The organism is Promicromonospora sp. NPDC110617, assembly GCF_055598465.1.
In genome coordinates this window covers 619,817-639,368 of record NZ_JBVKBM010000001.1, presented here as the reverse complement: position 1 = coordinate 639,368, position 19,552 = coordinate 619,817, and the positions used below count along the sequence as shown (strand labels likewise).

General features: G+C 73.0%; 17 protein-coding genes and 1 tRNA gene. 7 read left to right on the top strand and 11 right to left on the bottom strand.

The annotated features are described in order from the left end of the window. Positions 1–59: 59 nt before the first annotated feature. Positions 60–665: an alpha/beta hydrolase family protein gene (locus tag ACZ7LE_RS02755; RefSeq protein ID WP_470401851.1), complete on the top strand. Its 606-nt coding sequence runs from the start codon at positions 60–62 to the stop codon at positions 663–665. Between the two features lie 23 nt (positions 666–688). Here ACZ7LE_RS02755 and def read toward each other — a convergent pair whose 3' ends face one another. Next, positions 689–1,378, bottom strand: a complete 690-nt coding sequence (def, locus tag ACZ7LE_RS02750; RefSeq protein WP_470401850.1) for a peptide deformylase — start codon at positions 1,376–1,378, stop codon at positions 689–691. A gap of 23 nt (positions 1,379–1,401) precedes the next feature. Here def and zapE point away from each other — a divergent pair, with 23 nt between their 5' ends. The 3 genes from zapE to ACZ7LE_RS02735 all read left to right on the top strand — a co-directional run bounded on the left by zapE (position 1,402) and on the right by ACZ7LE_RS02735 (position 3,451). Beyond that, positions 1,402–2,520: a cell division protein ZapE gene (gene zapE, locus ACZ7LE_RS02745; RefSeq protein WP_470401849.1), complete on the top strand. Its 1,119-nt coding sequence runs from the start codon at positions 1,402–1,404 to the stop codon at positions 2,518–2,520. Further along, positions 2,517–2,987, top strand: coding sequence for a ribosomal maturation YjgA family protein (locus ACZ7LE_RS02740; protein ID WP_470401848.1), 471 nt, complete (start codon positions 2,517–2,519; stop codon positions 2,985–2,987). The genes zapE and ACZ7LE_RS02740 overlap by 4 nt, the downstream gene beginning before the upstream one ends. A gap of 74 nt (positions 2,988–3,061) precedes the next feature. Further along, positions 3,062–3,451, top strand: coding sequence for a DoxX family protein (locus ACZ7LE_RS02735; protein WP_470401847.1), 390 nt, complete (start codon positions 3,062–3,064; stop codon positions 3,449–3,451). A 22-nt stretch (positions 3,452–3,473) separates the two neighbouring features. Here the strand turns inward: ACZ7LE_RS02735 and ACZ7LE_RS02730 are convergent, their stop codons facing one another. Both ACZ7LE_RS02730 and ACZ7LE_RS02725 read right to left on the bottom strand, forming a co-directional pair. After that, entirely contained in the window at positions 3,474–4,610 is a 1,137-nt protein-coding gene (locus tag ACZ7LE_RS02730; RefSeq protein WP_470401846.1) for an aminopeptidase P family protein, read from the bottom strand. Next, positions 4,607–6,154 (bottom strand): MFS transporter, encoded by a 1,548-nt coding sequence (locus ACZ7LE_RS02725; RefSeq protein ID WP_470401845.1) that lies wholly within the window; start codon positions 6,152–6,154, stop codon positions 4,607–4,609. The genes ACZ7LE_RS02730 and ACZ7LE_RS02725 overlap by 4 nt, the downstream gene beginning before the upstream one ends. Positions 6,155–6,612: 458 nt before the next feature. Between ACZ7LE_RS02725 and ACZ7LE_RS02720 the strand changes: the two genes are divergently transcribed. Next, entirely contained in the window at positions 6,613–6,960 is a 348-nt protein-coding gene (locus ACZ7LE_RS02720) for a hypothetical protein (RefSeq protein WP_470401844.1), read from the top strand. Positions 6,961–7,137: 177 nt separating this feature from the next. Here ACZ7LE_RS02720 and ACZ7LE_RS02715 read toward each other — a convergent pair. The 6 genes from ACZ7LE_RS02715 to tmk all read right to left on the bottom strand — a co-directional run bounded on the left by ACZ7LE_RS02715 (position 7,138) and on the right by tmk (position 13,430). Further along, a tRNA-Thr gene (locus ACZ7LE_RS02715) sits at positions 7,138–7,213 on the bottom strand. 146 nt (positions 7,214–7,359) lie between these two features. Beyond that, positions 7,360–8,901, bottom strand: coding sequence for an alpha/beta hydrolase (locus ACZ7LE_RS02710; protein WP_470401843.1), 1,542 nt, complete (start codon positions 8,899–8,901; stop codon positions 7,360–7,362). Positions 8,902–8,964: 63 nt separating this feature from the next. Further along, entirely contained in the window at positions 8,965–9,618 is a 654-nt protein-coding gene (locus ACZ7LE_RS02705) for a hypothetical protein (protein ID WP_470401842.1), read from the bottom strand. Between the two features lie 160 nt (positions 9,619–9,778). Further along, on the bottom strand, positions 9,779–11,449 hold the full coding sequence (locus ACZ7LE_RS02700; protein ID WP_470401841.1) for an enoyl-CoA hydratase-related protein: 1,671 nt from the start codon (positions 11,447–11,449) through the stop codon (positions 9,779–9,781). A 143-nt stretch (positions 11,450–11,592) separates the two neighbouring features. Beyond that, entirely contained in the window at positions 11,593–12,729 is a 1,137-nt protein-coding gene (locus ACZ7LE_RS02695) for a DNA polymerase III subunit delta' (protein WP_470401840.1), read from the bottom strand. Then, the gene (gene tmk, locus ACZ7LE_RS02690) at positions 12,726–13,430 is read right to left on the bottom strand and encodes a dTMP kinase (RefSeq protein ID WP_470401839.1); all 705 of its coding nucleotides are present in this window, start codon (positions 13,428–13,430) and stop codon (positions 12,726–12,728) included. Before tmk ends, ACZ7LE_RS02695 begins: the two co-directional genes overlap by 4 nt. A 105-nt stretch (positions 13,431–13,535) precedes the next feature. Between tmk and ACZ7LE_RS02685 the strand changes: the two genes are divergently transcribed. Next, a complete protein-coding gene (locus ACZ7LE_RS02685) occupies positions 13,536–13,937 on the top strand; it encodes a pyridoxamine 5'-phosphate oxidase family protein (RefSeq protein ID WP_400537944.1) in 402 nt (133 codons plus the stop codon). Positions 13,938–13,947: 10 nt separating this feature from the next. Here the strand turns inward: ACZ7LE_RS02685 and topA are convergent, their stop codons facing one another. Continuing rightward, on the bottom strand, positions 13,948–16,770 hold the full coding sequence (topA, locus tag ACZ7LE_RS02680) for a type I DNA topoisomerase (RefSeq protein WP_470401838.1): 2,823 nt from the start codon (positions 16,768–16,770) through the stop codon (positions 13,948–13,950). Positions 16,771–17,013: 243 nt separating this feature from the next. Between topA and ACZ7LE_RS02675 the strand changes: the two genes are divergently transcribed. Next, positions 17,014–17,964, top strand: a complete 951-nt coding sequence (locus ACZ7LE_RS02675; RefSeq protein ID WP_470401837.1) for a phosphatase PAP2 family protein — start codon at positions 17,014–17,016, stop codon at positions 17,962–17,964. A 68-nt stretch (positions 17,965–18,032) separates the two neighbouring features. Here ACZ7LE_RS02675 and ACZ7LE_RS02670 read toward each other — a convergent pair whose 3' ends face one another. Next, positions 18,033–19,487, bottom strand: coding sequence for a S1 family peptidase (locus ACZ7LE_RS02670; RefSeq protein ID WP_470401836.1), 1,455 nt, complete (start codon positions 19,485–19,487; stop codon positions 18,033–18,035). Between the last annotated feature and the right edge of the window lie 65 nt (positions 19,488–19,552).

The window sequence follows — 19,552 nt, the reverse complement described above, 5'->3', positions numbered from 1 at the left end:
TGCCGCAGGCCGGACCGGCCGGACCGGCCGGACCGTTCTGCCCGGGGCAGACTGAGGCGGTGACCACTCCCGCAGGCCTCCTGCTGACCCCCGGCGCGGGCGCGAACCGCGAAAGCCCGGCGCTCGTCACGGTCGAGCGCACCCTGGCCGACGCCGAACCGCCGCTGCCCGTGCGCCGCGCCGACTTCCCGTACCGCCTGGAGGGACGCCGGATGCCGGACCGGGCGCCGGTCGCCGTCGAGCACCTGCGGGCCGTGGCCGCCGCCTGGGCGGACGAGCTCGGCGTGGGCACGGACCGGCTGCTCCTGGGCGGGCGGTCGTACGGCGGACGGATGTGCTCCATGGCGGTCGCCGAGGGGCTGCCCGCCGCCGGCCTGGTGCTGCTCAGCTACCCGCTGCACCCGCCCGGCCGGCCGGAGAAGCTCCGGGTCGAGCACTTCGGGCGGATCGAGGTGCCCACGCTCTTCGTGTCCGGCGACAAGGACCCGTTCGGCACGCCCGAGGAGCTCGCGGAGCACGTCGCCGCGATCCCCGGGGCGGTCACCACCGTGACGCTGTCCGGCGCGCACGACATGCGCGGCGTCGCGCGCGAGCAGGCCGTGGCGGACGCCGTGGCGACCTGGGTGCGGAACGTGTCAGACCCTCAGGTCACCCGGGGGAACTGAGGGTCTGACACGTGCGGGGGCGGTCAGCGGCCGCCGGCCGGCTTCTCCGGGTACTCCGGCGGGGTCTTCTCCAGCTCGATCGCGATCTCGCGGCGCTCGGCCACGATGTGCGGCCGCTCCTCGTCCCGCTGCTCCAGCGCGTCCGCCTGGAGCTCGGCGCTGAGGTGGTCCCAGTACAGGGTGCCGTCGAGGTGCTGGGACTCGTGGATGAAGCAGCGCGCCAGGTAGCCGGTGCCCGAGAGCTGCACCGGGCCGCCGTGCTGGTCCACACCCCGCACCGTGGCCGCGCCGGGACGCTCCAGCGGCTCGTACGCGCCGGGTACGGAGAGGCAGCCCTCCTCCTCGGTCTCGGGCTCGGCCTCCAGGTCCATCTCCAGGACCGGGTTCACCACGTGGCCCACGTGCCGGTCGCCGGACGCGTCGGTCAGGTCGTACACGAACACCCGCAGGTCCACGCCCACCTGGGGCGCCGCGAGACCCACGCCCTGCGCGGACTCCATCGTGGCGAACAGGTCGTCGACGAGCCGGGCGAGCTCGGGGGTGGAGAACTCCTCGACGGTCCGCGCGGGGGTGTGCAGCACCGGCTCGCCGATCTCGGTGATGCGCAGCACCCGGCCGCGGTCCACCTCGGGGGCGGTCGCGGGGTACTCCTCGACCGGCTCGCCGAGCAGGTACGTGACGGGCTTACGTCGTCGGGGGCGGGTCCATGCCATGGCAGAGAGGGTACCTTCGACGCATGCCGTCCACGCCGATCCGCGACGCCGCAGGCGCCGCCGGCCACGTGCTCGACGCGGCGCAGCTCGCCGCCGCGGAGCACCTCGAGGACCTGCTGCACGCCCTGGACGCCGGGTCCGGGCACGCCCGCCGCGACGCGGTGCGCGGCGCCTATCTCTGGGGGCCGGTGGGCCGCGGCAAGACCTGGCTCCTGGACCGGTTCCACGCCCGCGCGGGCGGCCCGCGGTTCCACTTCCACGAGTTCTACCGGGCGCTGCACGCGGAGGTGTGGGCCCGGACGGGCACGCCCGACGCGATGGACCGTGCCCTGGACGCCCTGCTCGGTGACTCCCGCGTGCTCTGCTTCGACGAGCTCCACCTGCACGACGCCGGGGACACCATGCTGCTCTCCCGCGCCCTGCGCACCCTGCTCGGCCGCGGGGTCACGCTCGTCGCGACGTCGAACTACCCGCCCCAGGGCCTGCTGCCCGACCCGTTGTTCCACGAGCTCGCGGAGCCCCTCATCGCGCTCCTGGAGTCGTCGCTCGACGTGCTGCGGGTGGACGGCCCGGTGGACTACCGCGAGCTCCGCGCGCCGGCCGTCCGGCCGGGCGCCACGGCGGGTGCGGACGGCGCGGCGGGTGCGGACGGCGCGGCAGGTGCCGACGGCGGCGGCTGGCGGGCCGGCTCCGCGCTGCCGCCGGGTCCGGCCGGCCTCGCCCGCGCCGGGCTCACCTGGCCGACGGCGGACCAGGCGGCGGACGTGCCCCTGGGCGGCGGGCGGAGCGTGCGTGCCCTGCGGGCGTCGGACGGGCTGGTGTGGTTCGACTTCGCCGGTCTCTGCGCGGCGCCCGTCTCCGCCCTGGACCTGCTGTCGCTGGCGGAGCGGTTCGACCGGTGGGTGGTGTCCGACGTCGTGCCGTTCGCCGACTGCCGGATCAGCACGCAGCAGCGGTTCGTGAACCTGGTGGACGTGCTCTACGACCGGGACCTGCCGCTGGTGCTGACCGTGCCGGGCCCGCTGGACGAGGTGCTCGTGGTGCCCGCCGGGCGCCCCGCGCCCCCGGACCTGGCCCGCGCGACGAGCCGGCTGCGTCAGCTCGGGCAGGCCGCGGAGCTCGCGCGCGAGGGTGTCCGATGAGGCAGGCACGTCGCGCGCGCCCGGCCACCCCTACGGACGGCGACCCGACCGCCCTGGCCGCGCTCCGCCGTCGGGCCGCGCCTGCCGCGGCCGCGGTGCTGACCGTGGCCGCGGGCCTGTCCGTGCGGACGGTGCTGACCGGCGACCTGGCGAAGTACGCGGGCGACGCGCTCTACGCGCTGCTGATCTTCTGGCTCGTGCTGGTGGTCGCGCCGCGCACCCGCGGGTGGGTGGCCGCCGCGGTGGCGTGCGGGGTGAGCGCCGCGGTCGAGCTCTTCCAGCTCACCGGGATCCCCGCCGAGCTGGGCGCGCACAGCACGCTCGCCCGGCTGGTGCTCGGCACCACCTTCAACGCCCCGGACCTGCCGTTCTACGCCGTGGGGGTCGCCGCGGGTTGGGCACTGCACCACCTGGCCGGGCGCGTCGCCGGGCGGTTCGCCGGACGGCGCACCGGGGTGCGCGCCTGAGGGTCCCCTGTCACGGACGGGCCGCCCGTCTCGTCGGCGGGGCAGACAGCGACCCTCGGTACGGGAGGAACCCGATGAACATCGCCCTGTGGACGGCGGCCGGCCTGCTCGCCGTCGCCTACGTGGCCGGCGGCCTGCTCAAGGTGGTCATGAGCAAGCCGCGGCTCCTCGCGACGGGCGGGCCGTCGGCCGGGTGGGCCGAGGAGGTCAGACCGGCCGGCATCAAGACGATCGGCGTGCTCGAGATCCTGGGCGGCCTGGGCCTGGTGCTGCCCGCCCTGGTGGGCGTGGCACCCGAGCTGGTGCCGCTGGCCGCCCTGGGCCTGGCGATGATCATGGTGGGGGCCGCGGTGACGCGTCTCTCCCGCCGGGAGTACCGCCTGCTGCTCGTGGACCTCACCTATCTGGTGCTGATCGCCTTCGTGCTGTGGGGCAGGCTCGGGCCCGAGTCGTTCGCCGCATGAGCTCGCCCGGCCGGGACGCGGCTCACTCGACGCTGACCAGCGAGCGGTCGCTGGTGTTCAGCCGGCGCCCGCCGTCCGCGGTGACCGTGACGATGTCCTCGATCCGCACGCCGAAGCTGCCGGGCAGGTAGATGCCGGGCTCGACCGAGAAGCACATGCCGGGAACCATCGGCAGCTCCTCGCCCTCGATCATGTACGGCGGCTCATGGGTGGTGACGCCGATGCCGTGGCCGGTGCGGTGGATGAACCGCTCGCCGTACCCGGCCCCGGTGATCAGCCGGCGCGCCGCTCGGTCGACCTCCTGGCAGGCCACGCCCGGCCGGACCGCGTCGACGCCGGCCTGCTGGGCCTGCCGCACGATCTCGTGCACCTCGCGAATCTGTGCGGTGGGCTCGCCGACGCACACCGTGCGGCTGGTGTCGGAGCCGTACCCGAACATCAGGCCGCCGAAGTCGAGCACCACGCAGTCGCCGTCCTGGATCTTGCGCACCCCCGCCTCGTGGTGGGGGTTGGCCCCGTTGGGCCCGGATCCCACCACGGTGAAGTCGACCTGCTCGTGGCCGTGGGCGCGCAACAGGTCCGCGAGGTCGGCGGCGACCTCGGTCTCCTGGCGGCCGGCGAAGCGCACGCGCAGGATCTCCTCGTAGGTCGCGTCGGCGGCCGCGCCCGCGGCGGCCAGGCGTGCCAGCTCGTTCTCGTCCTTGACGGCGCGCAGCATCGGGAGCCGGTGGGTCAGCGACCGGTAGCCCGACGCGGGCAGCGCCGTCTGCAGCCCCAGCAGGTGCATCGCCCACGTGTTGTCGGAGACGCCGTACGTCCCGTCCGGGCGCAGCAGGTCGCGGACGACGTCGTACGGGTCGGCGCCGTCCAGCCAGCCCACGAGCGTGGTCGCCGGGGCGCCCTCGGCGCGCTCGGCGTCCGGCCGCTCCAGGGTCGGGACGAGGAGCGTGGGCTCGTGGTCCGGGGTGAGCAGGAGCATCGTGAGCCGTTCGGTGATCGCCGTGGGCTGGTACCCGGTGAGCCAGACCAGGTCAGGTCCGGGCGCGACCAGCACGCCGTCGAGGCCGGCGGCCCGGGCGTCGTCGACCACCCGGGCCATCCGGGCTGCGTAGTCCCGCGTGGTGAACGGGACGGCGGTCAGCGGTGCTTCGGTGCTCATGACGTCTCTCCCGAGGGGTGGTCGACCGACGTGGTGCCGGTCGCGGCATCGGCCGCGGCCGCGGTCGTGGGCAGCGTGTGCAGGTGCGCGGCGGCCGCCGCGGCCGAGTCGGACAAGGTGCCCCGGCCGGCCGGGTGCCGCACGATGACGACGACGGCGAGCAGCAGGCCCAGCGCGCTGAACACCGCCATCACCCAGGACGCCGCGGCGAGGCCCGACGCGAGGGCGTCGGCGTCCCCGGCGCCGTCCGCCACCTGGTTGGCGGTGACGGTGGCGTAGATCGTCGCCGCCAGGGCGGTCGCGACGGCGGCCCCGACGTACCGGGCCATGTTGGAGAAGCCCGAGGCCTCGCCCACCTGCTCGGGTGACACGGCCGCCGTGGCGGCCGCCGACGAGGGCCCGTTCGACAGCCCCATGCCGACGGCGATGGCGATCAGCGGCAGCAGGAACGACACGTACTGCCACGACGCGTCGGCGAGGCCGATCAGCACGAAGCCGGCCGTGGTGATGGCAAACCCGGCGCCGATGGCCTGCCGAGGGCCGAACCGGGCCGCGAGCCGGGGCACCAGCGGGGCGATGACCACGAGGCCCACGGTAGCGGGCAGCGTGGCGAGGCCGGCCTCCAGCGGCGAGAGGTCGAGGGTCGACGGGTCCTGGAAGTAGAGGCTGAGCAGGTACATCAGCCCGTTGATCGTGCCGGCGCCGATCAGGATGGCGATGGTCGCGCCGACCAGCGTCCGGTTGCGCAGCAGGGCCAGGTCCAGGAGCGGGGCCTTGACGCGCCGCTCGGTCCGCACGAACGCCCAGCCGGCGACCAGGGTGATCGCGAAGCAGGTGAGCGTGGGCACGGAGATCCAGCCCCAGTCGCCGCTCTTGCTCACGCCGAGGATCAGCGGCACCAGGGTAGCCGCGATCAGTACGGTGCCGAGGTAGTCGACGGACCGTGGCGCCTCGGGGTCGCTGGACTCCGAGACGGTGAAGAAGGTGAGCACCATGCACAGCACCGCGACGCCGGCGTCGATCCAGAACAGTCCCTGCCAGCCCGTGACGTCGACGAGCAGGCCGCCGACCAGCGGTCCCGCGGCCGCGCCGACCGCCGCCGCCGCGCCCCACAACGAGACGGCGCGGAGGTTCTCGTCCCCCTTGGTGGCGACCGAGAGGAGGCTCAGCCCGCAGGCCAGGATGGTCGCGCCGGCCGCGCCCTGGATGACCCGGCCCGCGATCACCATGCCGCCCGACTGCGCCAGCGCGATCAGCACGCAGGAGACGACGAACAGCGCCAGGCCGAGCTGGAAGACCCGCTTGCGACCGAAGACGTCACCCAGGGAGCCCGACGTGATGATGACGGCGGCCCCGACGAGCGAGTAGCCGGTGACGGCCCACTGGAGGGTGTCGACCGACATCCCGGTGTCCGCGCTGATGGCCGGCAGCAGGATGCTGACGGCGGAGGTGTTGGCGTTGACGACCAGGGTCGAGATGCATGTGGCCGCGAGCACCCCACCGGCGCCGACTGACGTGCCCGCCGTCGTGCCCCCCGCGCTCATCCGAGGCCCCTCATGCGCGTGAGGGTAGGGGCCGGCGGGCGCGTGGTCGTCACCCGAACTGGGTGATCGGTCGCGGGCGAGCATGTTCGGCTAATTCCCCCTCTCCGCTGTCGACGGAAAACAGCAGATAGCTGAACACAGGGGCTGCCTGTGAGGACCGCCTGCGGAAACTGATCCCACGGCCTTCTCAGGACGAGAACGTCCCGGAGCGCTGTGGGCCGGATTCCTCGCTTCGTTCCGCTTGCATGTGGTGCGCCCGAACCACGCGTTCGCTCGGTGGGGTGCGCGCAGGGGTTGCCCGAAATCGGCGCTGTCGTCGCGGGCCTATGACACAAAATGCCCCTGCTTCGGTGCCCCCGCTGCCCTTGATTCCCGGGTGCCCGCCGGAGGCGCTTGGTGGGTTCGGAGTCCCTGGGACCGGCGGTGAACCGTGCTGGCGCTGTGTCTACAGTTCGCTCATGGCAACCAGCGACGCCGACTCTCAGCTCTACGCCATCCTGACAAGCATGGCGCAGCAGGTCCTGGCGGATACGAGCGATCCGTACTGGATCGGCATCGAGGCCCAGGGCGAGATTGTTGCTAGCGAGCTCCTCATCACTGCTGACCACGGCGGGGTGGCATATGCCCTGTGGGCCGAGCTCACGGATATCGCCAGTCATCCGCAGATTGCCGACCGTGCACTTTGCGAGGAGCGGTCGAGGATGGCTGCTTCCGAGTGGCTGGAGCTAGACCTCGCCCGCCCGGAAGTGATCGAGCACTACTTCAGGCGTTGGTACGACCCGTTGGAGCCGGTTGACGCTCGATAGCTGCACAACGAGAGACGGTCTCGACCATTGGAGTCGGGACCGTCTTTGTCATGTCTGTGTGGCCGGTAGACCGTCGGGGCGCGGTGGGGTGCGCGAGATGCCCGCAACGGGGCCTGAGACGCAAGAAACCCCGGCCAACCGAGGCACATTTGGCCTGGTCGGACGGGGTTTCCTTGGTGGAGCCGCCTGTGGGAATCGAACCCACGACCTTCTCATTACGAGTGAGACGCTCTGCCGACTGAGCTAAGGCGGCGTACGCACCGCACGCCGGCCGGGGCCGGAGGGGTGAGCGGGCCTAACTGTACCCAATGCACGTCCCAGGTTCCAAAGCGAAACCGTGTGACGTCGTCGACCCGCAGAACCAGGCCGTTCGCCGGCCCGACCAGGCCGGCGGACCGGTCAGCAGGTGAGGCCGTCCTCGGGCACCTTGCCCTCCACGAGGTAGCTCTCGACGGCGTTGCTGACGCAGGTGTTGGACCGGCCGTACGCCGTGTGGCCCTCGCCCTCGTACGTGACCAGCACGCCCGACGAGAGCGTGTCGGCGAGCGACTCGGCCCAGCGGTACGGCGTGGCCGGGTCGTTGGTGGTGCCGACGACGAGGATCGGCGGCGCGCCCTTCGCGGCCGGGTCGAACTCCTGCTCGGCCGCCGGGTACGGCCAGTCGGTGCACTCGATGCCGGAGTAGCCGAACGACTCGCCGAGCGTGGGCGCGGCCTTCCGGATGTCCTCGGCGAGGTCGCGCATCTTCGTCATGTCCTCCTCGGCGCGGGCGTCGGCGCAGTTGATCGCGCGGAACGCCTCCTCGCTGTTGGACTTGAACGTGCCGTCGTCGTTGCGGTCGTTGTAGACGTCCGCCAGGTAGAGCAGGTCGTCGCCCTTGCCCTCCCAGAACACCTGCTGCAGCGCCTGCGTGAGGAACGACCAGGAGGCCTCGTCGTACATCGTGACGGCCACGCCGTAGAACGCGAGCTTCTTGGTCACGTCGCGCCCCGACGACGTCGGGATGGGGTTGGGCTCGGCGTCCTCGACCATGGCCTGGATCTGCTGGAGGCCGGTGTCGACGTCGTCACCGAGCGGGCAGTCGCTGCCCGCCTGGCAGTCGGTGACGTAGGCGCGCAGCGCGCTCTCGAAGCCCTCGGCCTGCTGCAGCGCCACCTCGTCCGAGCTGAGCGTGGTGTCCAGCGCGCCGTCGAGCACCAGGCGACCGGCCCGGTCCGGGAACAGACCGGCGTAGGTGGCTCCGAGCTGGGTGCCGTAGGAGTAGCCCAGGTAGTTGAGCTCGTCGTCGCCGAGCGCGCCGCGGAGCATGTCCATGTCACGCGCGGCGGACTGCGTGTCCACGTTGCCCAGCAGCGGCCCCGTGTTCTCGGCGCAGGCCTCGCCCCAGGCACGCACCGCGTCCTGGCGGTCGGCCAGGCCCTCGGGCGTGTAGGGGTAGTCCGTGCTGAGGAACTCGTCCTTGCCCGCGTCGTCGAGGCACGTCACCGGCGTCGACTGCCCCACCCCGCGCGGGTCGAACCCGACGATGTCGAACGACGAGCGCAGCGACTGCCCGAACCGTGCCGGGTCACTCACGAAGTCCACGCCCGACCCGCCCGGCCCGCCCGGGTTGACCAGCAGGGACCCGATCTTCTGCCCGGAGGCGGGGAGCCGCTTGAGCGCGATCTCGATGCTCCCCTCGCCCGGGTCGTGCCAGGAGAGCGGGGCGGACGCCGTGGCGCACTGGAACTCCCCGCCGCACTCGGTCCACTCCAGCGACTGGCCGTAGTAGTCCTCGTAGCCCTCGGGCGCGCCCTCCGTCGCCGAGCCGTCCGACTTGCCCACGTCCTCCAGCGCCGTCTGCACCTTGGGAGGTGCTCCGCAGGCGGCGAGGAGCAGAACTGAGGTGAGCAGCGTGGCGACGACGGCCGCAGGCTGACGACGGCGGGCGGGGCGAATCACCCGGACAACCTACCGGTTGTGCTCGGTGGATTTCCTACCCGCTGGCGAACCGACACGCGACCCTCACGAGTCGAGCCAGGCGACCGGGCCGGGCTCGCCGTCGGCGTCGCGCGGCTCGAGCTCGACCTTGCCCTTGTCACCGAGCTGAACCGGCACCGGACGGCCCGTGTCCGACTCCGCCGGAGCCTCGACCACCGTGGTCGTGGGCACGAAGTCCATGGTGCAGACGCCGTTGTCGGCGGGCACGAACGTCACCGTGAGCACGCCGTCCTCCGCGGCGACGCCGGCCTCCTTGCCGCCCGACCCGAAGGTCGCCGCGGGCTCCGCGAACGTGGGGCACGAGCTGGACCCGTTGGTCACGACGTAGAGCAGGCCGGGCTCCGGCGCCCACGCGACGCCCGCCGTCGACTCGGTGCTGCCCTCCAGGCCAGGCGGCAGGCCGCGGCCCGTGGCGCCGGCGACGATCTCCATCTCCGCGGCCTCGGGCAGCTTGCCGTCCTCGGCGCCGTCCGACGCGCTGGGGCTCGGGCTGGTCATGTCAGTCTCCTCCGGGGACGACGTGGTCGTGGACCCGGCCACCTCGGAGCCGCCGACGTCGGACTGCGCGCACCCCGTCAGCGCGAGAGCCGCGACCACCCCGATGCCCAGGGCCGACGCACCCGCGCGCGCCAGGGTCCGTGCTGCCGTACCCGACCGGTTCGTCCGCTCGATCTTCATGCCCAGTTCCTTCCACTCGCCTCTGACACCACCAGGTGTGTGCCGCAGGACTGCGACGCCTCCACCCCTGTCATGTGGCGAGCGGCGTGGATCTTGCACGACACTCCGGCCAAGATTGGCAAAGGGTCAGGCGATCGGCACGTCGAGCCGTGGCCGGATGTCAGACCCGGGCGGTGGAGAAGCGCAGCTTCTCCGGGGTCGCGTCCGCCGCCGTCTTGCGCAGGAACGCCCGGCGGTGCACCGAGAAGGCGTTGCGGTCGTCGAAGAAGTCGCGGGCCATCTCGGCCAGCTCGATGGTCTGGTAGTACGACAGCGGCCGGTCGGTCGCCCGGCGCTCCGCACGCGCGGCGAGCATCCAGCCGAGCGTCGCGGGCTCCTCGTACCCCTGCGCCGCCGACTGGAGCCAGGTGGTGAACTCGCCCCACTCGCGCGGTCCGACGGCGCTGATCAGCCCGATGCGCGCCGCCTCGGCCACCGAGATCGGCAGCTTGCGCGACAGCAGCAGCGAGGCGCGGTGGTCGCCCACGCGCGCCGGCATGCTCCACGAGTGCAGCTCGGAGCCGTAGATCCCCATGTCGTAGTACGGGTTGAGGACGACGCCCTCGCGGGCGAGCGTGACGTCCGCGCACAGCCCGGCCATGACGCCGCCGGCGCCGGCGTTCGCCGTGAACGCGGCGACCGTGAGCTGCTCCGCGGTGGCGATGGCGAGGCACAGCTCGTCGATGGCGCAGATGTTCTCCCAGGCCTCGGCGGCCGGGTCCGGCGACGCGTCGACGGTGCCCAGGTGGATGCCGTTGGAGAACGCGTGCTCGGTGCCCTTGATGACGAGCACCCGGGTGTCCTCGGTGAGGGCCTTCTCGACGGCGCTGGTCATGCGGCGGCACTGCTCGGTGTACATCGCGCCGCTGTAGGAGCGGAACGTCAGGTAGCCGACGGCGCCGTCGCGCACGTAGGTGGTCTCGGCCAGGGCGTCCGGGACGCGGCGGAACGGGGCGTTGCTCGCGTCGATGACCTGGGCGGCGGGCAGCTTGGTGCCGCGGCGCCCGCTCAGCTCGGCGGCGTAGCCGACCCAGAGCGTGCCGACGCCGCAGGCGATCGCCACGGCGTCGAGGTTGCGGCCCACCACGGTGCCGGGCTGCGCGCCGGTGTGCTCCGGCGACGCGACAGCGTCGAAGATGCAGACCGACCGGCCGTTCACGCCCGCCGGGGCGCCGGGGGCGCCGTCGGCCGCGGCGACGAGCCGCTCCAGCTCGGCGGCGGGGCGGCTCCAGTCGACCCGGAAGTCCTCGCGGCGCAGCAGCGGCAGCTCGCCGCTGACCGGCACGATCCGCAGGCAGGCCTCGGCCGGGATGGGCCGCTCGCCGTCGGCGACCTTGCGGACCACCTCGCCGATGCAGGCCATCGCGGCGTCCGCGACCCGACTGTTGTACAGCGCGCTCTTGGAGATCGGCTGGTCCGGCATGTCGAAGACGGCGGTGGCCCACACCGGGCCGGCGTCCAGCTCCTCGACGGCGGACAGGGCCGTGACGCCCCACCGGTCGCGGCCGTCGCGGATCGCGTGGTCCAGCGACGACGGCCCGCGGTCGCCCACGGGGCCCGGGTGCACGATGACGGTCGGCCAGCGGTCGTAGATCGTGTCCGGCACGCGGTGCTTGAGGAACGGGCACAGGATCAGGTCCGGGTCCGCCCGCTCGACGGCGCGGGTCATGGCGGCACCCGACTCGAAGGTCGGGGCGAGCTCGACTCCGACGTCGTGCCCCTGCTCCCGCAGGGAGCACCAGACCCGCTGGGTAAGACCGTTGAAGGCAGAAACCAGCAGGAGGATCCTCATCGGACGGTGGACTCCTAAATCGCACGGACGAGCTCTGGGGGCGCCCCGCAGCCTAACCAGGGACGGCATTCGGGACAATGTGCCGCGGTGGTTCACATTCACCCGTGCGAAATCTTCACACGTGAACCACGGCGGAAGGGTGTTCAGCCCTGAGGGCGCAGGGCTATCGCCATCGCCTCCAGCGCGAGGAGCGGCGCCACGTTGCCGTCCAGCCGGGTGCGGGCCACGCCGATCGAGTCCATGCGCCGCACGGTCTGCTCCGGGGTCGAGTCGGCGGCCAGCGCGCGCACGGTCTCGGCGAGCCCGGCGTTGACGAGGTCGACCTCCGCCCCGAGCTGCACCACGAGCACGTCCCGGTAGAGCGACAACAGGTCCACCATGGCGCGGTCGAGCACGTCGCGCTGGTGTCGCGTGGCGCGGCGCTTCTGGTCGTCCTCGAGCTGTTTGAGCTGCGAGCGCAGGCGCGGCGGCAGCGTCTCGCCGTCGGCCACGCCGAGCGCGCGCAGCAGCTCGGCCTTCTCGGCGGCGTCGCGCTCCTGGGTGGCCGACACGGCCTCCGCCTTGGCGACGTCCACGAGCTCGCCCGCGGCGAGCACGGCGTCGCCGACGCCGCGGATGCGCCGCGCGATGCTCAGCACCGCGGTGCGGCGCTCGCGCGCGCCGGCGTCGCGCGCCAGGCGCTTGGCCAGGCCGACGTGGCTCTGCGCCGCGCGGGCCGCGCTCAGGGCGACGGCAGGGTCGGCGCCGTCGCGCCGCACCAGCAGGTCGGCGACGGCCTCCGGCGGCGGCACGCGGAGCACCACGCCACGGCAGCGGGACCTGATGGTGGGCAGCACGTCCTGGACCGAGGGCGCGCACAGCACCCAGACGGTGTGCGGCGGCGGCTCCTCGATGGCCTTGAGCAGCACGTTGGTGGTGCGCTCCGCCATGCGGTCGGCGTCCTCGATCACGATCACGCGCCAGCGGCCGCCCGAGGGCGAGCGGGACGCCGTCATGATCAGGTCGCGCACCTCGTCGATCGCGATGACGACCTTCTCGGTGGCCAGCAGCGTCACGTCCGGGTGGGTGCCCGCCATCGTCGTGGTGCACGCCTGGCACACGCCGCAGCCGCCCTGAGGACACTGGAGCGCCGCGGCGAAAGCGCGTGCGGCGACCGACCGGCCCGAGCCGGGCGGGCCCGTCACGAGCCACGCGTGCGTCATGGCGGCCGGGTTGGCCACGGCCGCCTGCAGTGCGGCGACGGCGGACTCCTGCCCGACGACGTCGTCCCACACCGTCACGAGCGGTCCTCGCCGTCGGCGGCCGGGTCGGACCCGGTGACGCTCGCTGCCTCGGTGACCACTGGCGTCAGCCCCAGGCGGGCCGCGACGTCGACCCGGATCTGCGCCTGGATGTCGTCGACCGGCGCCGCGGCGTCGATGACCACCCAGCGCTCCGGGTCGGCCGCCGCGCGCCGGAGGAACGTGTCCCGCACCCGGGTGTGGAACTCGACCCCGGCCCGCTCCAGCCGGTCGAGCTCGCCCTTGCCCTCGGCCGCGGCGCGGCGCGCCGCGGCCGCCTCGGGGTCGAGGTCGAGCAGGATCGTGATGTCCGTCCGCAGGCCCTTGGTGGCCCAGAGGGAGAGGTGCTCCACCTCGCCCGGGGGCAGATCCCGCCCGCCCGCCTGGTAGGCGATCGAGGAGTCGACGTAGCGGTCGGTGACCACCACGGCGCCGCGCTCCAGCGCGGGCCGCACCACGGTCTCGACGTGGTGCGCGCGGTCCGCCGCGTAGATGAGCGCCTCGGCTCGCGGGCCCATGTCCTGCCCGTGCATGACGGCGGCCCGCAGCTCCTTGCCGAGCGCGGTGGCGCCCGGCTCGAACGTGAGCAGGACCTCGCGGCCCGTCAGGTCCGCCAGCCAGTCGCCGAGGAGGCGTGACTGGGTCGACTTGCCCACGCCCTCGCCGCCCTCGAAGGAGATGAAGTAGCCCGGTGCGTTCACGCCGCCACCCTAACCGGGCCCGCTGACATCGACCCCCGGTCCGCCCTGCCCGGCAGGGCGACGTCCCGCCGGGCGACGCCCGCACGGTCGGCGCACGATGGGGACATGGACGACAACGAGCAGAGCATCACGCCGATGACCGTGGACGAGTGCTGGGAGTTCCTCTCGATGCAGCCCATCGGGCGCCTCGGCACGGCCGTCGGGGGCGAGCCCGAGATCTTCCCGCTGAACTTCGCGGTCGCGGACCGGACCATCTACTTCCACACCATCCCGGGCACGAAGGTCGCAGAGGTGGCGATCAACGAGAAGGTCGCGTTCGAGGTGGACCAGTGGGGTCCCGAGATCGCCTATAGCGTCGTCGTGAAGGGCACCGCGGAGATCCTGGAGACCGACGCCGACATCGCGGCGGCCGAGTCGACCAACCTGATCAGCTACCTGGAGGACACCCGGGACACCTGGGTGCGCATCACACCCACCCAGGTGACCGGCCGTCGGCTGCGCCGCTGAGGCGGCCCGGCTACTCCTTGGTGGACGTGCTCTTCGCCGGGGCCTTCTTGGCCGGCGCCTTCTTGGCCGGGGCCTTCTTCGCGGGCGCCTTCTTGGCGGGAGTGCGCTTCTTGGCCGGGCCCTGGGCGCGCTTGTCCGCGAGCAGCTCGATGGCCCGCTCGGCCGTGATGGACTCCGGCGTGACGTCGCGCGGCAGGGTGCGGTTGGTCTCGCCGTCGGTCACGTACGGGCCGAAGCGGCCGTCCTTGACCTGGATCGGCTTGCCGCTGGTCGGGTCGTCGCCGAGCTCGCGCAGCGGCGGCGTCGCGGTGCGTCCGCGGCCCCGCTTGGGCTGCTTGTAGATCTCCAGCGCCTCGTCCAGGGTGACCGTGAACATGGCCTCCTCGGACGGCAGGGTGCGCGAGTCCGTGCCTTTCTTCAGGTACGGGCCGTAGCGGCCGTTCTGCGCGGTGATCTCGTCGCCCGACTCCGGGTCGGTGCCCACGACGCGCGGCAGCGACATGAGCTGCAGCGCGTCCTCCAGCGTCACCGAGTCGAGGGCCTGGGTCTTGAGCAGCGACGCCGTGCGCGGCTTGGGCAGGGCGGCCAGCGCCCGCTTCTTCGCCGCGGCCGACAGGTCCGGGTCGAGGTCGGGCTCGGGCAGCTGCTCCGTCACGTACGGGCCGTAGCGGCCGTTCTTCGCCACGATCGGGTTGCCCGACTCGGGGTGCGTGCCGAGCACGCGGCCGTCGTCGGCACCGGCTGCGAGCAGCTCGCGCGCCTTGGCGACCGTCAGCTCGTCGGGCGCGACGTCGTCCGGCACCGAGGCGCGGGGCGGCGTCTTGCCCTCCTCGACCTCGGCCGCGAGGTCCTCCAGGTACGGGCCGTAGCGGCCCACGCGCACCCGGATGCCCTCGCCGATGTCCACGGAGTTGATGGCCGCGGCGTCGATCTCGCCGAGGTTCGCCACGAGCGCGCGCAGGCCGCCGCCCTCGCTGTCCACCCCGAGCTCGTCGGACGTGCCGATGTTGCCGGGCACCTCGCCGAAGTAGAACTCGCGCAGCCAGGCCACGCGCTCGCGGGAGCCGGCCGCGATCTGGTCGAGGTCCTCCTCCATCGTGGCGGTGAAGTCGTAGTCGACGAGCCGGTCGAAATGCTCCTCCAGCAGGCGGATCACCGCGAACGCGAGCCATGTCGGCACCAGGGCCTGGCCGCGCGTGATGACGTAGCCGCGGTCCTGGATGGTCGAGATGGTCGCGGCGTACGTGGACGGGCGGCCGATGCCACGCTCCTCCAGCGCCTTGACCAGCGAGGCCTCCGTGTACCGGGCGGGCGGCGTGGTGGAGTGGCCGTCCGCGGCGAGGTCGGTGCCGACCAGCGCGTCGCCCTCGGCCATCGTCGGCAGGCGCGTCTCCTTGGCCGCCGCCGCGCCCTCCGGCGCGTCGGTCTCGGCGTCCGCACCTTCCTCGTACGCGGCCAGGAAGCCGCGGAACGAGATCACCGTGCCCGACGCCGAGAACACCGCCTCGTTGCCGTCCTGCGCGCCGCCGGTGATGGTCGCGCCGAGCCGGACGGACGCCGTCGACCCCTTCGCGTCGGCCATCTGCGAGGCCACGGTGCGCTTCCAGATCAGCTCGTACAGCCGGAACTGGTCGCCGCTCAGCTCACCGGCGACCTGCGCCGGGGTGCGGAACGAGTCGCCCGCGGGGCGGATCGCCTCGTGCGCCTCCTGGGCGCCCTTCGCCTTGCTGGCGTAGAGGCGGGGCGCGCCCGGCACGTACTCGGCGCCGTACAGCTCGGCGGCCTGCCGCCGCGCGGCGTCCGTCGCCTCCTTCGACAGCGAGGGGCTGTCGGTACGCATGTAGGTGATGTAGCCGTTCTCGTACAGGCCCTGCGCGGTGCGCATCGCCTGGCGCGACGACATCCGCAGCTTGCGGCCCGCCTCCTGCTGCATGGTGGAGGTGGTGAACGGCGCCGCCGGACGGCGCGTGTACGGCTTGGTCTCCAGGCTGCGGACGGCGAAGTCGGCGGCCTCCAGCCCGGCGACGACGGCGCGGGCGGCCGCCTCGTCGAGCTGCACCACACCGGTGCGGACCTTCAGCCGGCCCCGGTCGTCGAAGTCGCGGCCGGAGGCGACCTTCTGGCCCGCGAGCTGCGTGAGCCGCGCGCGGAAGGAGGGCTGACCGGAGCCCGCGCCGCCGTCCGCCCCGTCCGGGACCGCGAACGTGCCCGCGACGTCCCAGTAGTCCGCGGACACGAACGCCATGCGCTCGCGCTCACGTTCGACCACCAGGCGCGTCGCCACCGACTGGACGCGGCCGGCCGACAGGCCCTGGCGCACCTTGCGCCACAGGACCGGCGAGACCTCGTAGCCGTACAGGCGGTCGAGGATGCGCCGCGTCTCCTGGGCGTCCACCAGGTCCTGGTCCAGCTCGCGCGTGTTCTCCAGGGCGCGGAGGATCGCGTCCCGCGTGATCTCGTGGAAGACCATGCGCTTGACCGGGACCTTGGGCTTGAGCTCCTGGATCAGGTGCCACGCGATGGCCTCGCCCTCGCGGTCCTCGTCGGTCGCGAGGAAGAGCTCGTCGGCGTCCTTGAGGGCCTTCTTGAGCTCGGAGACCTTCTTCTTCTTGTCCGCGTGGACCACGTAGTACGGGTCGAACCCGTTGTCGACGTCCACGGAGAACTTGCCGTACGGGCCCTTCTTCATCTCCGCGGGCAGGTCCTTGGGCTGCGGGAGGTCGCGGATGTGCCCCACGCTGGCTTCGACCTCGTAGCCGTCACCGAGATAGCTCTGGATCTTGCGAGCCTTCGTGGGCGACTCGACGATCACGAGCTTGCGTGCCTGGGACATCCGGTCCTGCCTGCTTCCTGCTGGGTCTGGGGACGTGCGCCGGGTGGCGTTGGAGAGTTCACGGTACGCCAGGCACGACGGATCGCACCCTATCCGGGCTCACAGCGGGGCGCCCGGTGGTTTCACATGACCGTGGTGATTTTCACTCGTGGCGTCAACGACACGTCGGTGGTGCGTCAATGACACAGGGTGTCTCACACCAGCGACACGGTCTCTTCAGGAGACTCCTCTACGGTGGGGCCCATGACCGACCGCACCCTCCCGCCGCGCGACCTGCCGCGACCCCCGCACGGCGGCGGCGACAGCAGCGTCGGCAGCCCGATGCCCGGCCGGACGGCGGGCCTCCGGCCCCGGGTGGGGCCGCGCGTCGTCGCCGCCGTGGTCGCGGCGCTCGCGCTGTGGGGCGTCTGGACCACGTGGGACGTCTTCGTCCGCTCGGGCCGCGGCCAGCACGCCGACCAGCTCGCGCTCGAGGGCGCGGCCCGCGGGCAGGGCGTGCTCTGGGAGCTCGCCGAGCCGGTGCTCGGCGTGGTGTCCAACTCGTTCGTCGGCCTGGGCCTGGCGGTCGCCGTGGTGCTCGCGCTGGCCCGCGGCCGCTGGTGGCTCGCGGCCCAGGTGGTGATCCTGGTGGCCGGCGCGAACCTCACCACGCAGGTGCTCAAGCACGTGGTGCTCGACCGGCCGGCGCTGCTCGACATCGCGCGGGCCGACATCAACACCCTTCCCAGCGGGCACACGACCGTCGCGGCGTCCGTCGCCGCCGGGCTGCTCATCGCGGTGCCGCGGCACTGGCGGCCGCTCGTCGCGCTGGCCGGCGCGGGCTACACCGCGGCGACCGGCGTGTCCACGCTGATCGGGCAGTGGCACCGCCCGTCCGACGTCGTCGCCGCGATCCTCGTCGTGCTCGCCTGGAGCGCCGGCGTGTGCGCGCTGAGCTCGTCGTCGTCCCTGGACCAGCCGCGCACCGGAGCGGAGCCCGGGACGTCGGGCGCGGCCGGGCTGCTGCTGCTCGGTGCCGTCGTCTGCGGCGCCCTCGGCCTCGGTGCGCTGGGCAGCGTGCGCGGCTACGGCTGGGCGCTGCCGATCGGCGGCGACCTCACGGCCTACATGGGCGGTGCGCTCGGGGTGGTGGCCGTGACCCTCGGCTCGTTCGCGCTGATCCTCCTGGTCCGCCAGTCCACGGCCCGCCCGTGAACCCGGAACGTGCCAGATGCTCAGGTCACCGGGGTGACCTGAGCATCTGACCCGTCAGGGAGCGGGGGTCACGGGGTGGAGTAGCCGCCCGTGTAGGAACCCGAGCCCGAGTACGACTCCACGATCCAGCGGTAGGTGCCGGCCGTGCCCGTGTAGCTCACGCTCTCGTCGGGCGAGGCCGTGATGCCCTGGGCCACGGTGACCCAGCTGCTGCCGCTCACCTTCTGCAGGAACAGGTCGAAGTCGGCGCCGCTCGGGCCGTCGAGGCAGCCCGTGATGGTGCCGGACGACGCCGAGAACCCGCTGCTGCTCGGCTTGTAGGTGAAGGCGCCGCTGCTCAGCGAGCCGCTGAACGCCGTCTCCTGGCTGGCGCACCCGGTGGGCGGCGTGGTGCCGCCGCCACCCGTGATCAGCGTGACGCCCGCGGCGCTGAGCGCCTCGTTCACCGGCTGGAAGTAGGTGGTGCCGCCCGAGGAGCAGTTGCCGTTACCGCCGGAGGTCATGCCCTGGGCCTGGGTGCCGGCCAGCAGCGAGCCGCCGGAGTCGCCGGGCTCGGCACAGACGTTGGTCCGGATCAGGCCCGAGACGGTGCCCTCGGCGTAGGTGACCGAGGCGTTCAGGGCCTGGATCGTGCCGCAGTGCCAGCCGGTGGTGGAACCCGAGCGGCAGACGGTGGCGCCGACGGCGGCCGCCGTCGAGCCCGCGACGTTCACGGTGCCGCCGCTGTAGTTGTTCACCGCGCCGACCGGGGTGTCGTCCGTGCCGACGTTCACGTAGGCGTAGTCGTTGCCCGGGAACGACGAGGTACGGAAGGTGCCGCTGGGGCTGGTGGTGGCGTTGCCCACGTCGCCGCAGTGACCCGCGGTGACGAAGCCGCCGGTGGCCGAGAAACCGACCGAGCAGCGCGAGCCGCCGATGTAGTAGGCGTTGCCGCCGATCACGTTGATGAAGGTGCGGGGCATCTCCGCCACCTCGACGAGGGAGACGGCGCCGGCAGCGACCCCGGCGTCCGCGACGGCGGCGGCCACGGCGGCCTTCGCCCCCTGGGCGACCTCGAGCACCACGGTGTTGGACTCGACGTCGACGTAGGCGCCGGCGACGTCGGCGCGCGGGGCCGCGCGGTACGCCTTCGTGGCGAGCCGGTCGAGCTGCGCCAGCGACGTGTCGACGGTGACCGCCGTGGCACCGGCGGCGCGGACCTTGGCCGCCCCGGCCTTGTCGGTGACGGCCACGAACAGCTCGGAGCCGTCGACCCACGAGCCCGCGTAGCCCTTGTCGAGGGCCTTGACGATGGAGTGCTGCTTGGCGGACAGAGCCTCGTCCGTCTTGAGGCGGTCCACGGCCTGGGAGGTGGTCAGGCCGAGATCGCGCTCCAGGGCCGCGACCATGCCCGGGGCGTAGCTCGTCACCTCGGGCTTGTCCGCTCCGGCAGCTGCGCTTGCGGTAGCAGCGGTGATGCTGCCGGCGAGAAGCGTCGCCGCGGCTGTGGCCACGGTGATCGCCTTGAAGGATGTGCGTCTCATGTCCAGCGACTCCTTGTCGTCGGGGCAATGGATTCACCCAGTGCGGCACAGCGTATGGTCGCTTT

Excerpts from the sequence above, each read along its gene's own strand:
- ACZ7LE_RS02720 (WP_470401844.1), top strand. The coding sequence starts at position 6,613 with ATGGCAACCAGCGACGCCGACTCTCAGCTCTACGCCATCCTGACAAGC.
- zapE (WP_470401849.1), top strand. The coding sequence starts at position 1,402 with ATGCCGTCCACGCCGATCCGCGACGCCGCAGGCGCCGCCGGCCACGTG.
- ACZ7LE_RS02685 (WP_400537944.1), top strand. The coding sequence starts at position 13,536 with ATGGACGACAACGAGCAGAGCATCACGCCGATGACCGTGGACGAGTGC.
- ACZ7LE_RS02725 (WP_470401845.1), bottom strand. The coding sequence starts at position 6,154 with ATGAGCGCGGGGGGCACGACGGCGGGCACGTCAGTCGGCGCCGGTGGG.
- topA (WP_470401838.1), bottom strand. The coding sequence starts at position 16,770 with ATGTCCCAGGCACGCAAGCTCGTGATCGTCGAGTCGCCCACGAAGGCT.
- def (WP_470401850.1), bottom strand. The coding sequence starts at position 1,378 with ATGGCATGGACCCGCCCCCGACGACGTAAGCCCGTCACGTACCTGCTC.
- ACZ7LE_RS02730 (WP_470401846.1), bottom strand. The coding sequence starts at position 4,610 with ATGAGCACCGAAGCACCGCTGACCGCCGTCCCGTTCACCACGCGGGAC.
- ACZ7LE_RS02675 (WP_470401837.1), top strand. The coding sequence starts at position 17,014 with ATGACCGACCGCACCCTCCCGCCGCGCGACCTGCCGCGACCCCCGCAC.
- ACZ7LE_RS02670 (WP_470401836.1), bottom strand. The coding sequence starts at position 19,487 with ATGAGACGCACATCCTTCAAGGCGATCACCGTGGCCACAGCCGCGGCG.
- ACZ7LE_RS02735 (WP_470401847.1), top strand. The coding sequence starts at position 3,062 with ATGAACATCGCCCTGTGGACGGCGGCCGGCCTGCTCGCCGTCGCCTAC.
- ACZ7LE_RS02740 (WP_470401848.1), top strand. The coding sequence starts at position 2,517 with ATGAGGCAGGCACGTCGCGCGCGCCCGGCCACCCCTACGGACGGCGAC.
- ACZ7LE_RS02700 (WP_470401841.1), bottom strand. The coding sequence starts at position 11,449 with ATGAGGATCCTCCTGCTGGTTTCTGCCTTCAACGGTCTTACCCAGCGG.
- ACZ7LE_RS02705 (WP_470401842.1), bottom strand. The coding sequence starts at position 9,618 with ATGAAGATCGAGCGGACGAACCGGTCGGGTACGGCAGCACGGACCCTG.